The 18,350-nt window shown below is 63.4% G+C and carries 18 protein-coding genes; 12 read left to right on the top strand and 6 right to left on the bottom strand.

Annotated elements, in window-relative coordinates; translation table 11 throughout:
• The coding region (locus QZY01_RS01550) for a lytic transglycosylase domain-containing protein (protein WP_294532540.1) at nt 1–1,332 on the top strand (1,332 nt) is incomplete at its 5' end.
• On the opposite strand, the gene QZY01_RS01545 is transcribed toward QZY01_RS01550, so the two are convergent.
• Both QZY01_RS01545 and QZY01_RS01540 read right to left on the bottom strand, forming a co-directional pair.
• Complete coding sequence (locus QZY01_RS01545) at nt 1,325–1,978, bottom strand: uracil-DNA glycosylase (protein WP_294532538.1); 654 nt, start codon at nt 1,976–1,978, stop codon at nt 1,325–1,327. The two genes, QZY01_RS01550 and QZY01_RS01545, sit on opposite strands and share 8 nt — an antisense overlap.
• A 104-nt stretch (nt 1,979–2,082) precedes the next feature.
• A complete protein-coding gene (locus tag QZY01_RS01540) occupies nt 2,083–2,700 on the bottom strand; it encodes an NYN domain-containing protein (protein ID WP_294532536.1) in 618 nt (205 codons plus the stop codon).
• Nucleotides 2,701–3,139: 439 nt separating this feature from the next.
• On the opposite strand from QZY01_RS01540, the gene rpoZ reads away from it, so the two are divergent.
• The 7 genes from rpoZ (at nt 3,140) to era (ending at nt 9,842) form a co-directional block, all read left to right on the top strand.
• The gene (gene rpoZ / locus QZY01_RS01535; protein ID WP_294532548.1) at nt 3,140–3,523 is read left to right on the top strand and encodes a DNA-directed RNA polymerase subunit omega; all 384 of its coding nucleotides are present in this window, start codon (nt 3,140–3,142) and stop codon (nt 3,521–3,523) included.
• Between the two features lie 178 nt (nt 3,524–3,701).
• Nucleotides 3,702–5,897, top strand: coding sequence for a bifunctional (p)ppGpp synthetase/guanosine-3',5'-bis(diphosphate) 3'-pyrophosphohydrolase (locus QZY01_RS01530; RefSeq protein WP_294532534.1), 2,196 nt, complete (start codon nt 3,702–3,704; stop codon nt 5,895–5,897).
• A gap of 124 nt (nt 5,898–6,021) precedes the next feature.
• The gene (locus QZY01_RS01525; RefSeq protein WP_294532531.1) at nt 6,022–6,798 is read left to right on the top strand and encodes a pyridoxine 5'-phosphate synthase; all 777 of its coding nucleotides are present in this window, start codon (nt 6,022–6,024) and stop codon (nt 6,796–6,798) included.
• Nucleotides 6,795–7,196: a holo-ACP synthase gene (acpS, locus tag QZY01_RS01520; protein ID WP_294532529.1), complete on the top strand. Its 402-nt coding sequence runs from the start codon at nt 6,795–6,797 to the stop codon at nt 7,194–7,196. The genes QZY01_RS01525 and acpS overlap by 4 nt, the downstream gene beginning before the upstream one ends.
• A 210-nt stretch (nt 7,197–7,406) precedes the next feature.
• A complete protein-coding gene (gene lepB, locus QZY01_RS01515) occupies nt 7,407–8,183 on the top strand; it encodes a signal peptidase I (RefSeq protein WP_294532526.1) in 777 nt (258 codons plus the stop codon).
• The gene (gene rnc, locus QZY01_RS01510) at nt 8,180–8,914 is read left to right on the top strand and encodes a ribonuclease III (protein ID WP_294532525.1); all 735 of its coding nucleotides are present in this window, start codon (nt 8,180–8,182) and stop codon (nt 8,912–8,914) included. The genes lepB and rnc overlap by 4 nt, the downstream gene beginning before the upstream one ends.
• Nucleotides 8,907–9,842 (top strand): GTPase Era, encoded by a 936-nt coding sequence (era, locus tag QZY01_RS01505; RefSeq protein WP_294532523.1) that lies wholly within the window; start codon nt 8,907–8,909, stop codon nt 9,840–9,842. Before rnc ends, era begins: the two co-directional genes overlap by 8 nt.
• 59 nt (nt 9,843–9,901) lie before the next feature.
• On the opposite strand, the gene QZY01_RS01500 is transcribed toward era, so the two are convergent.
• Nucleotides 9,902–10,684 carry a hypothetical protein gene (locus QZY01_RS01500; RefSeq protein WP_294532521.1) on the bottom strand — a complete coding sequence of 261 codons (783 nt, stop codon included), beginning with the start codon at nt 10,682–10,684 and terminating at the stop codon, nt 9,902–9,904.
• 100 nt (nt 10,685–10,784) lie between these two features.
• On the opposite strand from QZY01_RS01500, the gene recO reads away from it, so the two are divergent.
• Entirely contained in the window at nt 10,785–11,495 is a 711-nt protein-coding gene (recO, locus tag QZY01_RS01495; protein ID WP_294532519.1) for a DNA repair protein RecO, read from the top strand.
• Nucleotides 11,496–11,561: 66 nt separating this feature from the next.
• Here the strand turns inward: recO and QZY01_RS01490 are convergent, their stop codons facing one another.
• Nucleotides 11,562–12,614 (bottom strand): NAD-dependent epimerase/dehydratase family protein, encoded by a 1,053-nt coding sequence (locus QZY01_RS01490; protein ID WP_294532517.1) that lies wholly within the window; start codon nt 12,612–12,614, stop codon nt 11,562–11,564.
• A gap of 194 nt (nt 12,615–12,808) precedes the next feature.
• On the bottom strand, nt 12,809–13,054 hold the full coding sequence (locus QZY01_RS01485) for a hypothetical protein (RefSeq protein ID WP_294532515.1): 246 nt from the start codon (nt 13,052–13,054) through the stop codon (nt 12,809–12,811).
• 250 nt (nt 13,055–13,304) lie between these two features.
• On the opposite strand from QZY01_RS01485, the gene parC reads away from it, so the two are divergent.
• Both parC and QZY01_RS01475 read left to right on the top strand, forming a co-directional pair.
• Nucleotides 13,305–15,551, top strand: coding sequence for a DNA topoisomerase IV subunit A (parC, locus tag QZY01_RS01480; protein WP_294532513.1), 2,247 nt, complete (start codon nt 13,305–13,307; stop codon nt 15,549–15,551).
• Nucleotides 15,552–15,638: 87 nt separating this feature from the next.
• Complete coding sequence (locus QZY01_RS01475) at nt 15,639–16,115, top strand: hypothetical protein (protein WP_294532511.1); 477 nt, start codon at nt 15,639–15,641, stop codon at nt 16,113–16,115.
• Nucleotides 16,116–16,150: 35 nt separating this feature from the next.
• Here the strand turns inward: QZY01_RS01475 and murI are convergent, their stop codons facing one another.
• Nucleotides 16,151–16,993, bottom strand: coding sequence for a glutamate racemase (murI, locus tag QZY01_RS01470; protein WP_294532509.1), 843 nt, complete (start codon nt 16,991–16,993; stop codon nt 16,151–16,153).
• Nucleotides 16,994–17,129: 136 nt separating this feature from the next.
• Here murI and QZY01_RS01465 point away from each other — a divergent pair, with 136 nt between their 5' ends.
• Nucleotides 17,130–18,134 (top strand): NADP-dependent oxidoreductase, encoded by a 1,005-nt coding sequence (locus QZY01_RS01465; RefSeq protein WP_294532507.1) that lies wholly within the window; start codon nt 17,130–17,132, stop codon nt 18,132–18,134.
• The last annotated feature ends 216 nt before the right edge of the window (nt 18,135–18,350 follow it).

Genomic DNA, 18,350 nt, shown 5'->3' with positions numbered 1-18,350 from the left:
CTTTACGCGCGCATTCACGCCGCGCGCCACGCCGAGCGTATCGACGAGGCGGCCAGCCTGATGCTGGCGGCGCCGCGCGATGCGGCCGGACTTGCGAGCCCCGACGACTGGTGGACCGAGCGCCGGCTGCTGGCGCGCAAACTGCTCGATTCCGGCGACGCCAGGCGCGCCTACCAGATCTGCGCCGAACATTCCGCCGTGTCGAACGAGGCGCGGCTGGAGGCGGAATTTCACGCCGGCTGGATTGCGCTGCGCTTCCTCGACGATCCCGCCCTGGCGGCAAAGCATTTCGACGCCATGTCGCTACTGGCCCATACGCCGCATTCGGCGTCGCGCGCCGCTTATTGGCGCGGCCGCGTCGCCGAGGCTCGGGGCGACGACGGCCGGCCGTTCTATGCGCGCGCCGCCGCCGAGAGCCTGACCTATTACGGCCAGCTGGCGCGGGCCAAGCTCGGTGACGAGGCGGTGGCGCTGAGCGCGCCGACGCCGCCCGCCGAAGGCGCGGCGCGGCATGAGCCGGTGCGCGCCGCCGAACTGCTGTTCGCGCTCGGCGAAAAGGAAGCCGGCCGGCAATTGGCGCTCGAAAGCGCGCAGATCCTGCGCGACCCCGAGCAGATGGCGGCGCTTTCAAAGCTCATTGAGGCAAACGGGGATGCGCATACGGCGCTGATCGCCGGCAAGTCGGCGCTGCGTCGCGGCCTGGTGGTCGATAGTCTGGCTTATCCGGTCAACGGGCTGCCGGATTATGTCGTCCTGGCCAATTCGGCCAGCCGCTCGGTGGTCATGGCGATCGCGCGGCAGGAAAGCGCCTTCGACGCCAGAGCCCAGTCGGGCGCCGGGGCCTTCGGCCTGATGCAGATGATCGCGGGCACCGCGCGCAATGCCGCGCAGCGCGCCGGCCTGGCCTTCGACGAGGTCCGGCTCAAGACCGACGCATCCTTCAACGCCCAACTCGGCGCCTTTCATCTCGGGCAATTGCTCGGCGAATATCGTGGATCGCATGTGCTGACCTTCGCCGCCTATAATGCGGGCGGCGGCAATGTGCGCGACTGGATCAAGGCCTATGGCGATCCGCGCGCCGCCGGCGTCGATCCGGTCGACTGGATCGAACGCATTCCGTTCACCGAAACCCGCAATTACGTGCAGCGCGTGGTGGAAAACCTCCATGTTTACCGTGTCCGCCTCGGCGACCGCGCGCCCGACCTGTTCAAGGCCGATCTGCGCGAGCGCAAGGTGGCGGCGAAGGATCCAGCGGAATCCCTGCCCCCGGCAACCCAGCTCGCGACGGAGTTGGGGGAGGTGGGCGCCCCGTTGGAAACATCAGCTAAATAATTGATAAATCGTTTTTTATAGCGTCAAAAACCGCATCGAACATGGGCGGGGTCAGCACGCCGGTATTGGTGTTGTAGCGCGAGCAATGATAGCTGTCGTAAAGCGTCAGGCCCCGCTCGGACAGACGATGCGCGGCGCCATGTCCAAAAGGCCGGGTTGAGAGCTTTTCGCCCAGCGCGCGGACCGTGCTGTCATGGGCGATGCGGCCGAGGCACAGAATCGCGCGCAGATCTGGCATGGCGGCGATTTCGGCGACAAGATAATCGCGGCAGGCGGCGATCTCCGCAGGCGAGGGCTTGTTTTGCGGCGGGACGCAGCGGACGGCGTTGGTGATGCGGCATTTGCGCAATTGCAAACCATCGTCGGCGCGCTCGCCATAATTTCCCAAGGCGAATCCGAAGCGCAGCAGCGCCGGATAGAGCATGTCGCCGGCCCAGTCGCCGGTGAAAGGCCTGCCGGTGAAATTGGCGCCATGCAGGCCAGGCGCCAGACCGACAATCAGCAGCGCGGCGTCGAGCGGGCCGAAACTCGCCACCGGCGCATTATGGCCGTCCGGCAAAGCGCGCCGGTTGGCCACGCGAAAATCGGCAAGGCGCGGGCAGAGCGGGCAATTTTCTTCGGGACGGCGCGGCGAGGGAAGTGGCATGTCATTGCAACCGAATTTTCGCGCGAGGGCGGTAAACGAAAAACGCGCGGAAACTTTTCCGCGCGTTTAAAAATTAAGTGTCAGAGCGAAGCTTCAGGCCCGAATCACTCTTCGTCGACCGCCGGCTCATGCGCGATATTGGTCACCGGCGCGGCCGGGCGGCGCTCCTGGAAACGCTGCATCCGGTCGGTGCGGTCGCTGGGATCGCGGCCGATTTTATTGACCAGATGCACGAGATCGACGAACTCGTCGGCCTGGCGGCGCAATTCGTCGGCGACCATCGGCGGCTGGGTGGTGATGGTCGAGAGCACGGAGACGCGAACGCCCTTGCGCTGCACCGCCTCGACCAGCGACCGGAAGTCGCCGTCGCCGGAAAACAGCACCATATGGTCGATGTGGTCGGCCATTTCCATGGCGTCCACCGCCAGTTCGATGTCCATGTTGCCCTTGACCTTGCGGCGGCCGAGCGCATCGACGAATTCCTTGGCCGGCTTGGTCACAACGGCGTAGCCATTATAGTCGAGCCAGTCGATAAGCGGACGAATGGACGAATACTCCTGCTCCTCGACCAGCGCGGTATAATAAAAAGCGCGCAACAGCCGGCCTTTGGACTGAAATTCTTTCAGGAGCCGCTTGTAGTCAATGTCAAAGCCAAGCGATTTCGCGGTTGCATAAAGATTGGCGCCGTCAATAAACAGAGCGATGCGTTCCGGGTCTGCCATTATGTCTTTCCGTTTCCTATTGTGTCGCCCTGCGCGTCCCCCGCGCATCGGCAAAGCGATTTTCCCCGTCTTTAAATGAAAATACGTCGAAAACAAGATTGCTACGATTAAATGACGCATCCTCATACTTTGGCGCCATGCTGGCGTTTTTGGCGTCGCCTGTTCGGCACACGCCCCCCGCGCTGGCATGGAAACCACCAACGACGGCTTTCCTGGTTATTCCGGCACGACGCTGTCTAGTAGAATTTTCCTCCCTGCAAAACCCACCCTTGGCAATCTCAGACTAAAATTTGGTTATTTTTTGTTTTCCCTCTGCGCCACCTCCTGCTTTTGCCATTCCCGAGCGGGACGCCGCGCGCAAAACTTGCATCGCGACAGGTTTTTCGTTAACAGGAGCAAGATTCCGGATTTAGCCAGCTTTTTTGAGGAGTGGGGCCGTATGGCGCGCGTCACCGTTGAAGATTGTATTGACAAGGTCAACAACCGATTCGACCTGGTTCTGTTGGCCAGCCACCGCGCGCGGATGATTTCGTCCGGTTCGCAGATCAGCGTTCCCCGTGACAATGACAAGAACCCGGTAGTCGCGCTGCGCGAAATCGCCGAGTCGACGGTGGCGCCGGAAGATCTCAAGGAGGATTTCATCCACTCGCTGCAAAAGCATGTCGAGGTGGACGAACCCGAGGCGGAGGTCGTGCCGGCGCTGGTCACGGCGACGAGCGATGGGGCCGGCGACGTGCAGTTCGACCGCATGACCGAGGAAGACCTGCTGCGCGGGCTCGAAGGCCTGGTGCCGCCGGCCGAAACCGACGACGATTCGGAGTAATTCCAGAGTCTTCAACGAGGGTGGGGCGGTTTTGCGCGACGACGACCGGCGGGGATAGAGCCGTCTCCGCGTTTTCTCATCCGCAAGCGCCCTTGTGCATCCGCCCCGCCACGCCGATAGTGGCGAAGCACGGCCTTTCCCTTCCGGGCGGCCATCGGGCGCGGAGAGTTTTTTTGCAATGATGCGGCAGTACGAACTCGTCGATCGCGTTCGCAAATATAACCCGCAAACCGACGAAGACCTGCTCAATCGCGCCTATGTCTTCGCAATGCGCGCCCATGGCGCCCAGAAACGCGCTTCCGGCGACCCCTACTTCACCCATCCGCTCGAAGTGGCGGCGATTCTCACCGAAATGAAGCTCGACGACGCGACCATTGTCGCCGCCGTGCTGCATGACACGATCGAGGACACCGGGGCGACACGCGCGGAAATCGACTCGCTGTTCGGGGCCGAAATCGGCAGTCTGGTCGATGGCCTGACCAAGCTGAAAAAACTCGATCTGGTCTCCAAACGCGCCGCGCAGGCGGAAAATTTCAGAAAGCTTCTGCTCGCCATCGCCGAAGACGTGCGCGTGCTGCTGGTCAAGCTCGCCGACCGGCTGCACAACATGCGCACGCTGCATTACGTGTCGCCCGAAAAGCGCGCCCGCATCGCCGAGGAGACGCTCGAAATCTACGCGCCGCTCGCCGGCCGCATGGGCATGCAAAGCCTGCGCGACGAACTCGAAAACCTGTCCTTCAAATATCTGATGCCCGAAGCCTTCGCCATGGTTTCGACGCGGCTGGAGGATTTGCGCGACAAGAACAAGGAGCTGATCGCGACCATCGAGGACGAGTTGACCGAGGAATTGGCGCGGCGGGGCATCCAGGCGCATGTGAGCGGGCGCCAGAAACAGCCCTATTCGGTATGGAGCAAGATGGAGCGCAAGTCCGTCGCCTTCGAGCAGCTTTCCGATATTTTCGGCTTTCGCGTCGTGGTCAACGATGTCGATGAGGTCTATCGCGTCATCGGCGTGGTGCACACCAAGTGGCCGATGGTGCCGAACCGCTTCAAGGACTATATCTCGACTCCCAAGCAGAACGATTACCGCTCGGTCCACACCACCGTGGTCGGACCGGGTCGCCAGCGCGTCGAGCTTCAGGTGCGCACCCATGAAATGCACGATATCGCCCGCAACGGCATCGCGGCGCACGCGCTCTACAAGGACCGGCGCAACGCTCCGGCGCCCGTGCTGTCGCATGAGAGCAACGCCTATCAATGGCTCAAGCGCACCATAGACCTGCTCGCCGACGGCGATAGTCCCGAGGAATTTCTCGAACATACGCGGCTGGAGCTGTTCCACGACCAGGTGTTCTGCTTCACGCCGAAGGGGCGCCTGATCGCGCTGCCGCGCGGGGCGACGCCGATCGACTTCGGCTATGCCGTCCACACCAGCGTCGGCAATTCGGCGGTGGGGGTCAAGATCAATGGCCGGCTCGCGCCCCTGCTGGCGCCGCTGGCCAATGGCGACGAGGTCGAGATCATCCGGGCGGAGGGCCAGACGCCGCCGGCGGCCTGGGAATCCATCGCCATCACCGGCAAGGCGCGCGCCGCCATCCGCCGCGCCAGCCGCGACGCGGTGCGGGCGCAATATGCCGGACTTGGGCGCCAGATCGTGCTGCGCGCCTTCGAGCGGGCGGGCAAGAAATTCAGCGAGGACAAGCTGCGCGCGGCGCTGCCGCGGCTGGCGCGCGCCAGCATCGAGGACGTGCTGGCGGCGGTCGGGCGGGGCGAAATGTTCTCGGGCGACGTCGTCAAGTCGGTCTATCCGGACTTCAAGGAGGACCGCAAGCCGGCGCCGGCCAACCCCGCCGATCCCGGCTGGTTCGGCATGCAGAAGGCCTCGGGCGTCCAGTTCAAGGTGCCCGGCGCGACCAATAATGTCCACGCCCTGCCGATTCGCGGGCTGCGCGGCGACCTGCCGGTGACCTTCGCGCCCAATGGCGGCGCGGTGCCGGGCGACCGCATCGTCGGCATCATGACGCCGGGCGAAGGGATCATCGTCTATCCGATCCAGTCGCCGGCGCTGGCCGCTTTCGACGACCAGCCCGAGCGCTGGCTCGACGTGCGCTGGGACATCGAGGACGCGCAGGAGCTGTTTCCGGCGAAAATCATCGTCGCCGCGATCAACGAACCGGGCAGCCTCGGCGCCGTGGCGAGCCTGATCGGCGAATTGGGGGCCAATATCGACGATGTCAAATTCAACAAGAAATCGCCGGACTTCCGCGAAATGATTCTGGAAATCCAGGTATTCGACCTCAAACATCTCACCGACGTCCAGTCGCGATTGCGCGCGCTGCCGATCGTCAACAGCGTCGAGAGGGTGATCGGATGAGTTTTGGCTTGGCGCCGCGAGCAGTTTCAGCTCCGGAGAAATCCCGGCTGCGGTTGGCGACAAAGGTGGATTGCTTCGCTTTGCTCGCAATGACGGCTCCTGGAGAGTCGCGAAAGGCCCTTCGATGAGTCCCGCTTCCAGACTTCCGCCAGAAACCCGCAGAAAAATCCGTCTGGGCGTCAATATCGATCACGTCGCCACTTTGCGCAACGCGCGCGGCGGCTTCGCGCCCGATCCGCTGCGCGCCGCTCAGGCCGCGCTCAAGGCCGGCGCCGACGGCATTACCGCGCATCTGCGCGAGGATCGACGGCACATCAACGACGAGGACATGCGGCGGCTCAAGCACAGCATCGACGCGCCGCTCAATTTCGAAATGGCGGCGACCGAGCAGATGCTCGACATCGCGCTGCGGATCATGCCGCACGCCTGCTGCCTGGTGCCGGAAAAGCGCACCGAACGCACCACCGAGGGCGGACTCGACGTGGTCGGCGGCGAGAAATATTTGATCCCCTTCGTCAATGAGCTGTTGCGCGCCAAGATCCGGGTTTCGCTGTTCATCGAACCGTCCTTCGAGGCGCTTGCCGCGGCGAAAGCGATCCGCGCGCCGGTGGTGGAATTGCACACCGGCGCCTGGTGCCATGCGCTGGAAATTGGCGAAACGGAGAAGGCCGGCGCGGAATTTTCAAAGCTGCGCGCGGCGGCCGCCGAGGCGGCGCGGCTCGGGCTCGAATGCCATGCCGGCCATGGCCTCGATTTCAAAACGGCCCGGACCATCGCCGCGCTGCCGGAACTGGTCGAACTCAACATCGGCCATTTCCTGATCGGCGAAGCCATTTTCATCGGTCTCGACGCCTCCGTGCGGCAGATGATCGAGGCGATCGCGGAAGGCGCCGGGGCGTGATTATCGGTCTTGGCGTCGATCTCTGCGATATCCGCCGCATCGAGAAGGTGCTGAGCGACCATGGCGACCGTTTTGCGCGCCGTTGCTTCACCGAAGTCGAACGCGCCAAAGCCGACGCGCGGACGGCGCGCGCCGCGACCTACGCCAAGCGTTTCGCCGCCAAGGAGGCCTGCGCCAAGGCGCTCGGAACAGGACTCGGGCGCGGCGTCTCGTGGCGCGACATGGGGGTGATCAACGATGCGCTCGGGCGCCCGACGATGCGCCTGACCGGCGGCGCCGCCGCGCGGCTGGCGGCGCTGACCCCGCCGGGGTGCGCGTCCCATGTCCATCTGACCATGACCGACGAATATCCGCTGGCCCAGGCCATGGTCATGATCGAAGCGCTCCCGAAACCATGATGTTTCAACCGCGTTTTCAAGCGAAGTGGAAGCCGGTTCGCGTGAAGAAAACGCATCGAAGAATGAATCGGAAGCCTGAGCCGACCTGCCCGGTCGGCTCAGGCTTCCGCCTCAAAAACGCCTGCAATGGCGCGGAGAAGGCTTGCGCCCGGCCGCGAAAACGACGACAACCGGCGGCGAAACCCTACGGACTTCAAGATGAGCCAATCGATGACCGAGACCGCCGCGCACGCCGCAAAAAAATCCGAGCCGGGTGGACTCGGCGAAACCCTGTCGGTGATCCTGCAGGCGCTGCTGATTGCGCTGGTGGTCCGCACCCTGTTGTTCCAGCCGTTCAACATTCCCTCGGGCTCGATGATTCCGACGCTCGAAATCGGCGACTATCTGTTCGTGTCGAAATATGCCTATGGCTATTCGCGCTATTCCATCCCCTTTGGCCTGCCTTTGTTCGAGGGCCGCATTCTCGCCTCGCCCCCCAAGCGCGGCGATGTCGTGGTGTTCAAACTGCCGCGCGACAACGAGACCGATTACATCAAGCGGGTGATCGGCCTGCCCGGCGAAAAGATCGAGATGAAGAAGGGCCGGCTCTACATCAACGATCAACTGACGCCGCGCGAGCCGATCGAGAAGGCGCAGACCGACGACCTCTACGGCCATTTCGGCCCGGTTCCGACCTATATCGAAACCCTGCCCAACGGCGTCAAGCACAAGATCATCGAGATCCAGGGCGACGACGGCTTCAACGATACTGTAGGGCCTTTCGTCGTGCCGGCGAATCATTATTTCATGATGGGCGACAATCGCGACAATTCCACGGATTCGCGGGTGCCGCCGGACCAGGGCGGCGTCGGCTACGTGCCGTTCGACAATCTGGTCGGCCGCGCCGAAGTGACCTTTTTCTCGGTCGGCGACGGCGCGGCGGCCTGGCAAATCTGGCGCTGGCCCTGGACCCTGCGCCTCGGCCGAATGTTCCACAGCGTGCGATGAACGATCACGCCGCTCCGAAATCCGCCGGCGGCGATCTCGCCGCCCTCCAGAGGCGGATCGGTCATGTCTTCGCCGATCCCTCGCTGCTGGCGCGCGCCCTGACCCATGTCAGCGCGTTGCCGGCGGGGCCAGCGCAAAAGCGCGGCGATTCTTATCAAAGGCTGGAGTTCCTTGGCGATCGCGTGCTGGGGCTGGCGGTTTCGACGATGATCTATCAGGCTTTTCCCGCCGCCGAGGAAGGCGAATTGTCGCGCCGCCTCGCCGATCTGGTGCGCAAGGAAACCTGCGCCGACGTGGCGCGCGACTGGCAGGTGGCGGCCGTCCTGCAACTCGGCGAGGGCGAGGCCCAGACCGGCGGCGCGCAGAAGGCGGCCATTCTCGGCGATATTTGCGAAAGCCTGCTCGGTGCGATCTTTCTCGACGCCGGCTACGCCAAAGCCGAGACGGTGGTGCGGCGGTTCTTCGGCGACAAAATGCTCAATCCGGGCCGGCCCTTGCGCGATCCCAAGACCGCCTTGCAGGAATGGGCTCAGGCGCGCGGCCTGCCGGCGCCGGTCTATCGCCAGTCCGACCGCTCCGGCCCCGATCACGCGCCTTTGTTCACGATGGAGGTCTGCGTCAATACATTCGAGCCGGTTGTCGCCGAGGGCGCGTCGAAACGTCTCGCGGAACAGGCCAGCGCCCATAAATTCCTGCAGCGCGAAGGCGTGGCGGAGAGCGAAAATGAGTGAGGAAACCGCCACTGCCCCAACAGCGACCCCAAATGAGACCTGTTGCGGCTTCGTCGCGCTGATTGGAGCGCCCAACGCCGGCAAATCGACGCTGCTCAACCAACTCGTCGGCGCCAAGGTGTCGATCGTCTCGCGCAAGGTGCAGACGACGCGATCGCTGGTGCGCGGCATTGCGCTCGAAGGATCATGCCAGATCGTGTTCGTCGATACGCCCGGCATTTTCGCGCCCAAACGCCGGCTCGACCGCGCCATGGTGACTTCCGCCTGGGGCGGCGCCGGCGACGCCGACGCGGTGGCGCTGCTGATCGACGCGCGCAAGGGGGTGGACGACGAGGTCGAGGCGATATTGGCTCGGCTGCCGCAATTGCGCGCGCCGAAAATCCTCGTGCTCAACAAGATCGACCTGATCGAGCATGAGAGGCTGCTCGGCCTGGCCGCCGATCTCAACGCCCGGCTGGCCTTCGCCGAGACCTTCATGATTTCGGCGCTGAAGGGCCATGGCGTGGCGAAATTCCGGGAAAAACTGGCGAGCCTGATGCCGCCCGGCCCCTGGCTCTATCCGGAGGACCAGATTTCCGACGCGCCGTTGCGCGCGCTCGCCGCGGAGATCACGCGCGAAAAACTGTTCGAGCGGCTGCACGACGAATTGCCCTATCAATCGACCGTCGAAACCGAATTATGGAAGGACCAGCCGGACGGTTCGGCGCGGGTCGAGCAGACCATTTACGTGACCCGCGAGGGCCAGAAGAAGATCGTCATCGGCGAGGGCGGCAAGACCATCAAGAGCATAGGTTCGGCGGCGCGCAAGGAAATCATGGAGGCGGCGGAGCAGAAGGTCCATTTGTTCCTGTTCGTCAAGGTGCGCGAGAACTGGGGCGACGATCCCGAACGCTACCGCGAAATGGGGCTGGAGTTTCCGAAGGGGTGAGTCCGTCCCCCGGGACCGACTTCAGGCGTTGCCATGAAAAATATCGCCGATGCGCGCCATCAACGGGAATGGCCTGACAGGCTGACCCAGACGATGCGCGCGGCGAGTATAACTAGGATTATTATTGCCAGGAGCAGGGGCAACATAGGGGAAAGGCTGGACCAATTGGCCCGGATGATGAACCCGGCGAACAAAAACCATATGGCTGCAAAGATCAGGGGCAGCCAAATGGAAATGAAAAAGCCCCTCAAATCGTTATAATCGCGTCCTCCCCCTGTCACCATTGGGAGGCGGCCTCTGAAATTCTCGTCTATTCTGACGTGGTAATAATAAATTTTCGTTGCTTTGTGTTCGATCGAATACGTTGGATAGTGTTCGTTGATCAGGTGTTTGATCGCGTTCGCGGCGTCTGAGGCGGCGCGGATCGAAAAGAAACCGATCAAACTGACCAGGAAGCCGACGAAGCAGAGCACAAAAATGAATTGATAGTAAATTTGCAACGCGTCGAGTTCGGCGCCTGGCGGGGACTCCAGGTCGCCCAGAAGGTCGAACGGCCCCAAACCTGCCGCCGAAGCGGCGATTTCCGCGCTCTGACCGACAATTCTTGGAATCATGATGCCGACAGCGGCCAAGAGGAAGCCGTTGATGGTCAGTATCCATGTCTTGCGATGATTCACAAGCATGTCTTCGTGTTCGATGTAGGCGCGCGCCCGGTCGTAAATTTCGATCGGAATGAATTCGGACTTCGACGATGAAGCGTCTTGAGAATCGGTCATGGCGGCGCCTCGCGGAAAAGACGGATAAATCGAGAATTTTCGGTCAGGATCGCGGCGCGCCATCATGACTCGTTTTGGGCGGCGGGAAAACCGCGGCGGCGGCCCGCGCGCGAAAGATTGGCCCGCCTGCGCCGTCGGAGGGGCCGGCCTGTGCTAGACTGAACGCATGGAATGGTCGGATCGCGGCCTGATTCTGGGCCTTAAAAAACACGGCGAATCCAGCGTGATTCTGGAATTGATGACGCATGGCCATGGCCGTCATCTCGGCGTGGTGCGCGGCGGGCGATCGAAAACCATGCAGCCGGTGTTGCAACCGGGCAATGAAGTCGAGGCGGTCTGGCGGGCGCGGCTGGAGGAACATCTCGGGCTTTACGCCGTCGAGGGCGCGGTGCTGCGCACCGATGCGTTGATCTCCAGCGCGCAAGGCCTGCATGGCGTCAACTGGCTCGGCGCGCTGCTGCGGCTCTTGCCCGAGCGCGATCCCCATCCGGGCCTTTATGAACGGGCGCAGGTGCTGCTCTCCCATCTGGGCGGACCGCAGGCGGCGGGCCTGTTCGTGCATTTCGAACTGGCTTTACTCGCGGCACTCGGCTTCGGCCTGGATCTCGACAGTTGCGCCGCGACCGGGACGCAGGACGATCTGGTCTATGTGTCGCCGAAATCGGGACGGGCGGTGAGCCGCGCCGCCGGCGCGCCGTGGGACGCCAAACTCCTGCCTTTGCCCGCCTTCGTTCGGCAGGCGCCCGGTTCGGCGGCGGCGGGCGACGAGATTTGCGAAGGCCTGCGCCTCACCGAATTTTTCCTCGTCCGCGACGTTTTCGCGCCGCGCGGGCTGACCGCGCCCGCCTCGCGCGCCGCCTTCATCGCGCGTCTCTGATCCCTCGAAGCCGGCGGGCGCGGGAGAACCCTTGTTTCACCGCCTTCGTTGCGACATGCGGCCGCGTCACGCGACGACGGGGAGGTGTTTCAGCTTGGCCAGCACGCCTTGCCGCTCCGCCATGAGTTGTTTTTCGCGGGCGATGATTTGGCGCCACATTTCCTCAGGCTGCGGACAGGACCAGCCGAGATCGCGGCGCGCCTTCGCGGAGGAATAATCGAGATGCGCGAGAGTCGCATCCACCGCGTCGCGGGAAAAGAAGGCCGGAAGCCCCAGAGCGCGTTGCAGCGGCTCGACAAGCGCCATTTGCGGCCGCATCACGGCGCGCGGAAGATTGAAACGCCCCGCCGAACCGCCGGTCATCTGCCGCCAGATTTCGAACAGGCGGCCAAGCGAAACGGGTTCGCCGCAAAACAGATAATCTTCGCCCATCGGCGCGCGCTCGGCGACCAGACAGAGTCCCTCCGCGAGAGCATCCACATCGACCGGCGCATAGATCGCGTCGGCGCCGCAACCGACCGGCGGCATCAGGCCAAGCAAGGTCAGACGAAGCAAATAGCCGAACGCAGCGTGATCGTTGGCGCCCATCACGGCGTTCGGCATCGCGATCGACAGCGGCAATCCGGCCCGGCGCATGTCGAGCGCCACATGATGCGCATCGAGCTTGCTTTGTTCGTAGGGCGTCAGGCTATGGCCGTCATGGACCTGGCTTTCGTCCCGGGTCACGCTCGGGGCAGGGGGGCGGCCGCTCGGTCCGAGCGCCCAGACCGTCGAAACATAGACGGTTCGCGGCAACCCTGCCGCCAACGACGCCGACAGGAAATGGCGCGTCCCCTCGACATTGACCTGGCGCATGCGCTCGATGGTCGCGGCGTCGGCGCCGATCTCGTAAACGCCGGCGTTATGAATCGCCACGTCGATTCCCGCCATGGCTTGCGCAAGGCCGGACGGGCTGGTCACGTCGCCCTGAACCAAATTTCCGCCCTGCCTATAGATCCATTGGGCGCTCGCGCTATCGGGATCGCGGACAAGGGCGGTCAACTCCCAGCCGCGTCGCCGGATGGCGGATACGGTCGCCTGGCCGATAAATCCCGTTCCGCCGCTGAGAAAAACTTTCATCGGGCCGCCTCCGGATGCAGGCCCCAAGACTGTCCCAAGACGATCCCAAGACTATCGCCGGGGGAATGAATTGCGAGTTCGGTTGCCCGTATTGTTTTTGCCTGATTCGCAAAGAAGGCCAGCGGACCGGCGCTCCTGGCTGGCGTCGCGCCCGATAGCCGATTCCCCCTGTTCTCTACCTCGCTGGCCTGAATTCAACGGCAGAACAGCCGGACTTCCTTTCGCGAAACGCCATAGCCTTCGTCGGCCTCGACTTCGCGTTCCTCGCATTGGCGGGGCCGATCGCCCTGGATGGCGATGGTCTGCACGGCGACGGCCTGAACGGCCTCGACAACGCCCTCGGCCATCACCTTGCCGACCGGAGAAACAAACCCCACGCCGAATAAAGTAACCATCGCCAGCGCAAGCAGCGCCGACGCAAATTTATCTGAAGTCTTCATCGTCGCCCCAGTCACAAGCCCCAAACCTCAGATCCAGGCGCAAGCAAAGCCATCTTGCCGCGCCTGCGCGTTCTACTGCCCGGACTTAACCATTATCGTTGAGAAAAGTTTCGCAAAAGCGAAGGATTGGAGCGTTTTTATCCTCCCGCGCCGCGACGGGCTAGTGCTAAAAAGCAACAATTGCAGGCAAAGCGACCCCAGGTACAAACAGGGAACTTGAACCGCGCGCCGGCCTGTCCTATGGCAGGGCATGGCCAAACCGCACACGCCGCCTCCGGGCGAGAACAATCCGCCGATCAATCTGCGCGACGCGCTGGAAGAGCGCTATCTCGCCTATGCGCTGTCCACCATCATGGGGCGCGCGCTGCCCGACGCGCGCGACGGCCTGAAGCCGGTGCACCGGCGCATCCTCTATGGCATGCATATCCTGCGGCTCGATCCCGGCACGCCGTTCAAGAAATGCGCGAAAATCGTCGGCGACGTGATGGGGTCGTTCCATCCCCATGGCGACCAGGCGATCTATGACGCGCTGGTGCGGCTGGCGCAGGATTTCTCCTCGCGCTATCCGCTGGTCGACGGGCAGGGCAATTTCGGCAATATCGACGGCGACGGCGCCGCCGCCTATCGCTACACCGAAGCGCGCATGACCGAGGTCGCCCGCGCGCTGCTCGAAGGAATCGACGAGGATTCCATCGACTTCCGCGAAAATTATTCCGGCGACCAGAAGGAGCCGGTGGTCCTGCCCTCGGCCATTCCCAACCTGCTGGCCAATGGAAGCCAAGGCATCGCCGTCGGCATGGCGACCTCGATTCCCCCGCATAATGTCGCCGAACTCTGCGACGCCGCGCTCTATCTGATCGCCAATCCTCAGGCCGCCTCCGAACAATTGACGGTTTTCGTGCCGGGGCCGGATTTCCCTACCGGCGGCATCGTCGTCGATTCGCGCGAGTCCATCGCCGAGACCTATCGCACGGGGCGCGGCTCATTCCGCATCCGCGCCCGTTGGAGCAAGGAAGATTCCGCGCGCGGCATGTGGAACGCCGTCGTCACCGAAATTCCCTATGGCGTGCAGAAATCGCGGCTGATTGAAAAGCTGGCCGAACTGGTCAATGAGCGCAAATTGCCTTTGCTCGCCGACGTGCGCGACGAATCCGCCGAGGATGTGCGCATCGTGCTGGAGCCGAGGGCGCGCAATGTCGACGCCCAGGTGATGATGGAAAGCCTGTTCCGCATGAGCGAGCTCGAAGCGCGCTTTCCCGTGAACATGAATGTGCTGGTCGATGGCGTGACGCCGCGCGTGGTCTCGCTGTCCGAGGCGCTGCGCCAATGGCTCGACCATCGCCGCAACGTGCTGGTGCGGCGCGCGCGCTTCCGACTGTCGGAGATCGAGCGTCGGCTCGAAGTTCTGGCGGGCATGATCATCGCCTTCCTCAATCTCGACGAGGTGATCCGCATCATCCGCGAGGAGGACGAACCCAAGGACGTGCTGAAAAGCCGATTCGAACTCACCGACAACCAGGCCAACTACATTCTCGACACGCGGCTGCGCTCGCTGCGCCGGCTCGAAGAAATGCAATTGCGCGATGAGCACGCCGAACTGAGCCGGGAGAAGGGCGAGCTGGAAATCCTGCTCGGCGACGAAAGCCGGCAATGGAAAAGCGTCACCGCGCAGATTCGCGAGATCAAGAAGAAATGGGGACCGCACACGGCGCTCGGCAAGAGGCGCACGACATTCGAGGCCCCGCCCGCCGTCTCCATCGATTTCGATCTGGCCGAAATGCTGGTCGAGCGCGAGCCGATCACCGTGGTGGTCACGCAGAAGGGCTGGATCCGCGCGCTCAAAGGGCAGGTTTCCGACCTCGCCAGCCTGACCTTCAAGGGCGACGATTCGTTAAGGGTGTCGTTCTTCGCCGAGACCACGTCGAAAATTCTAGTGCTGGCGACGGACGGCAAGATTTTCACCCTCGACGCCGCCAAACTGCCGGGCGGACGCGGCGCCGGCGAGCCGATTCGCCTGCTTGCCGACATCGAGGACGGCGAGGATGTCGCCGCCGTATTCGTCTATCGTCCGGGGGCGAAAATGGTGGTCGCGGCCAGCGACGGAAGGGGCTTTCGCGCGTCGCAGGACGACATGATCGGCAATACCAAAAAGGGCAAGATATTGCTCAATGTCGATCCGCCGGCCAAGGCGCGGTTTATCGTTGCGGCCGAAGGCGACTATGTGGCGGCGATCGGAGAGAACCGGAAGCTGCTCTGCTTCCCGCTGGCGGAAATCCCAGAAATGACGCGTGGCAAGGGGGTGCGGCTGCAGCGCTACCGCGACGGCGGCCTGTCGGACATCAAGACTTTTGCGCTGATTGAGGGCCTCGGCTGGACCGATCCGGGCGGAAGATTATTCAATGTGGCGAAGGAAAACCTGACCGATTGGCTCGGGCATCGCGCCGAAGCCGGCCGCCTGCCGCCGAAGGGGTTTCCCAAGGCGAACAAGTTTAATTGAAGACGGCGAGTCTGGTTGGAAAAGTACGTCGCGATTAAGCTGTTGAAAGCGGACCCGCCCGGGGTCCGTCGCGCGGGAGGATTTCCGTTGAAAGCAACAGTTTTATTCATTCTTTCGCTTTCGCTCGCGGGTTTGCCGGCCCTCGCCGCGACCATAAGCGGCAATGGCGCGCTATCGCTCGCCGCGCTGGTCGGCCAGCAATCGCCCCATCTGACCACGGCCCAAAAAGCCCTGCTGCTCAAATACCTCAACGGCAAGGCCAGGGCGCCATACCCCAAGGGCAAGGAGGTGGTGGTGAAAGCCGATTCGGCGCGCTGCCGCATCAGCAATGTCGATATCGCCGCCCATTCCTGCGATCTGCAATTCGGCGCCAAGACCGTCTCCTTGAGCGGGCGCAAGGCGCATGAACTTTACGCGACCCTGATCGAGAACGGCGTTCCCTCGGACGGGGCCGCCGGCTCGATCTATGAGGCGACCGGCGCGCTCACCTGCAAGATCGTCCCGGCCGAGGTCGCGCAAGAGGCAGGCGCCGGCGCCAAATGCGATTACGCGCCCGCGAATTAAGGATGGTGTTCAGGTGAAGTTTCGCCTCGCCGGGCTCACTGGCCAATAGCGCGATGCCGCAGCATCTCGCTTGCGGGCGATGCTCCTTCCCGCGCTAAACTTTCCAATGTCGTCAGCAGTTTCGGCGCCGGCGTCGCGCCGCTGGTGAAGTGGAAGGAAAAGCCGCCCTCAATCGCGCCCTTGCGTCTTGGGAAGAGCGCGGAAATCACGTGATCGGTTCGCAGCGCGATGGCCGGGGCGGGATCGACCCAGCGCAAAGGCCAGGGCGCTAGGCGGCGGAAGGAATCGAGCAGCAGAGGGTAATGGGTGCAGGCGAGCACGATGGCGTCGGTGCGCCGCCCGTCCCGGTCGACAAAGCAAGGCGCGATTTCCGCCGCCACTTCGGCGTCCTCAATCGCAGCGCCATGGACGAAGCTTTCCGCCAGACCCGCGAGTGTTTTCGAGCCGACGAGCGTCACCTCGCAATGGCCGGCGAATTGGGCGATCAGGTCGAAGGTGTAATCGCGCGCCACGGTTCCCGGCGTGGCGAGAACGGAAATCAGCCGCGATTGCGACTGTTCCGCCGCCGGCTTGATCGCCGGCACCGTGCCGACAAACGGCAGGTTCGGCCAGCGGGCGCGCAGATGCGGCAGGACCAGCGTCGAAGCGGTGTTGCAGGCGATGACGACGACATCGGGCGCATGATCCGCAATCAGCTTTTCCATCGCGCGCAACACCAGGGCGACCACTTCCGCTTCGGCTTTCGGTCCATAGGGAAAGCCGAGATCGTCGGCGGCGTAAAAAAATTGCGCGTCTGGGCGCTGCCGGAACAGCGCCCGGAAAACCGTCAGCCCGCCGAGGCCGGAATCGAAAACGAGAATTCTGGGAATGCGATCCATGGTTTTTGCGCGTCGATCGGGCGTTTTTTCCAAGTGAGGGGAACGCTTTTAGCGTGAAGAATAAGTTAACGCCATCGCCGCGGCCCGCCCGATCCATGCTAATCTCGATCGAACCAGGGCGAATTGAGGGAAGCGCATGCCGACCAACAAGAAAATTGTGCTGGCGTCGCGCCCGGGCGGCGACGCCAGGGCCACACTCGAAAATTTTTCGCTTGTCGAGCTTCCGGCTCCCGAACCGGGACCGGGCCAGGTTCTGGTGCGCCACGACTATCTGTCGCTCGACCCCTATATGCGCGGGCGGATGAACGACTCCAAATCCTATGCCGCCGCGCAAAGCTTGGGCGAGGCGATGGTCGGCGGCACGGTCGGCGAAGTGGTCGCCTCGAACAATCCGAAATTTGCCGTCGGCGACAAGGTGGCCGGCATGGGCGGCTGGCAGCTTTATGCGCTCGACGATGGCGCGCAGTTGCGAAAGATCGAGCCGAATGGCTTACCCGTCCAGGCCTGGCTCGGGGTGCTGGGCATGCCGGGCGTCACCGCCTGGGTTGGCGTCAACCGGATCATTGCGCCGAAGGCGGGCGAGACTCTGGCGGTGTCGGCGGCGACCGGGGCGGTCGGGTCCATCGTCGGCCAGCTCGCCAAAGCGGCGGGAGCCCGGACGGTGGGCATTGCCGGCGGGCCAGAAAAATGCGCCTATGCCGTCGAGGCGCTCGGCTTCGACGCCTGCGTCGATCATCGCGCCGAAAATTTCGCCGATCTCCTCAAGGCAGCCGCGCCCGACGGCATTGACGGGCTGTTCGAAAACGTCGGCGGCAAATGTTTCGACGCCGCCGCCCGGCGGCTCAATGACTTCGGCCGCGTCGCGCTCTGCGGGCTCGTCGCCTCCTATCAGGGCGCGGAATCCTCGAGCCTGCGCGATCTGCGCGTCGTGCTGGTCCGGCGGCTCAAGATTCAAGGGTTCATCGTCTTCGATCATCTGGACTTGTGGCCGAAGGCGGTGGCGGAACTCGGCGCGCTGATCGCGCAGGGCAAATTGCATTGGCGCGAGAGCATCGCCGAGGGGATCGAGGCGGCGCCGGCGGCCTTTCTCGGCCTGCTGGAAGGCCGCAACTTCGGCAAGCAATTGGTGAAACTGCGTTGAGACAAGCGCGGAGATTATGCGGCGGCGATTGACTTATGTCGCGCCGGCCTCTATCACCCCGTTTCTTCGCGTTGCCGAAAGGCAGCCGGAGAACAAGCACCCGTGGCCGTTCCCTTTTGAAGGTGAGCAGCCTGTCGGTCTGCATGAGCAGACAGAGGAGGGCGCGTTACCCCGCAGGGCGGGAGGACGCTTTGGCTCGGCGCAATCCTTGCGCGC

The sequence above is a fragment of the uncultured Rhodoblastus sp. genome, assembly GCF_903903185.1.
GTDB lineage: Bacteria > Pseudomonadota > Alphaproteobacteria > Rhizobiales > Beijerinckiaceae > Rhodoblastus.
This window is presented reverse-complemented; position numbering and strand designations above follow the sequence as displayed.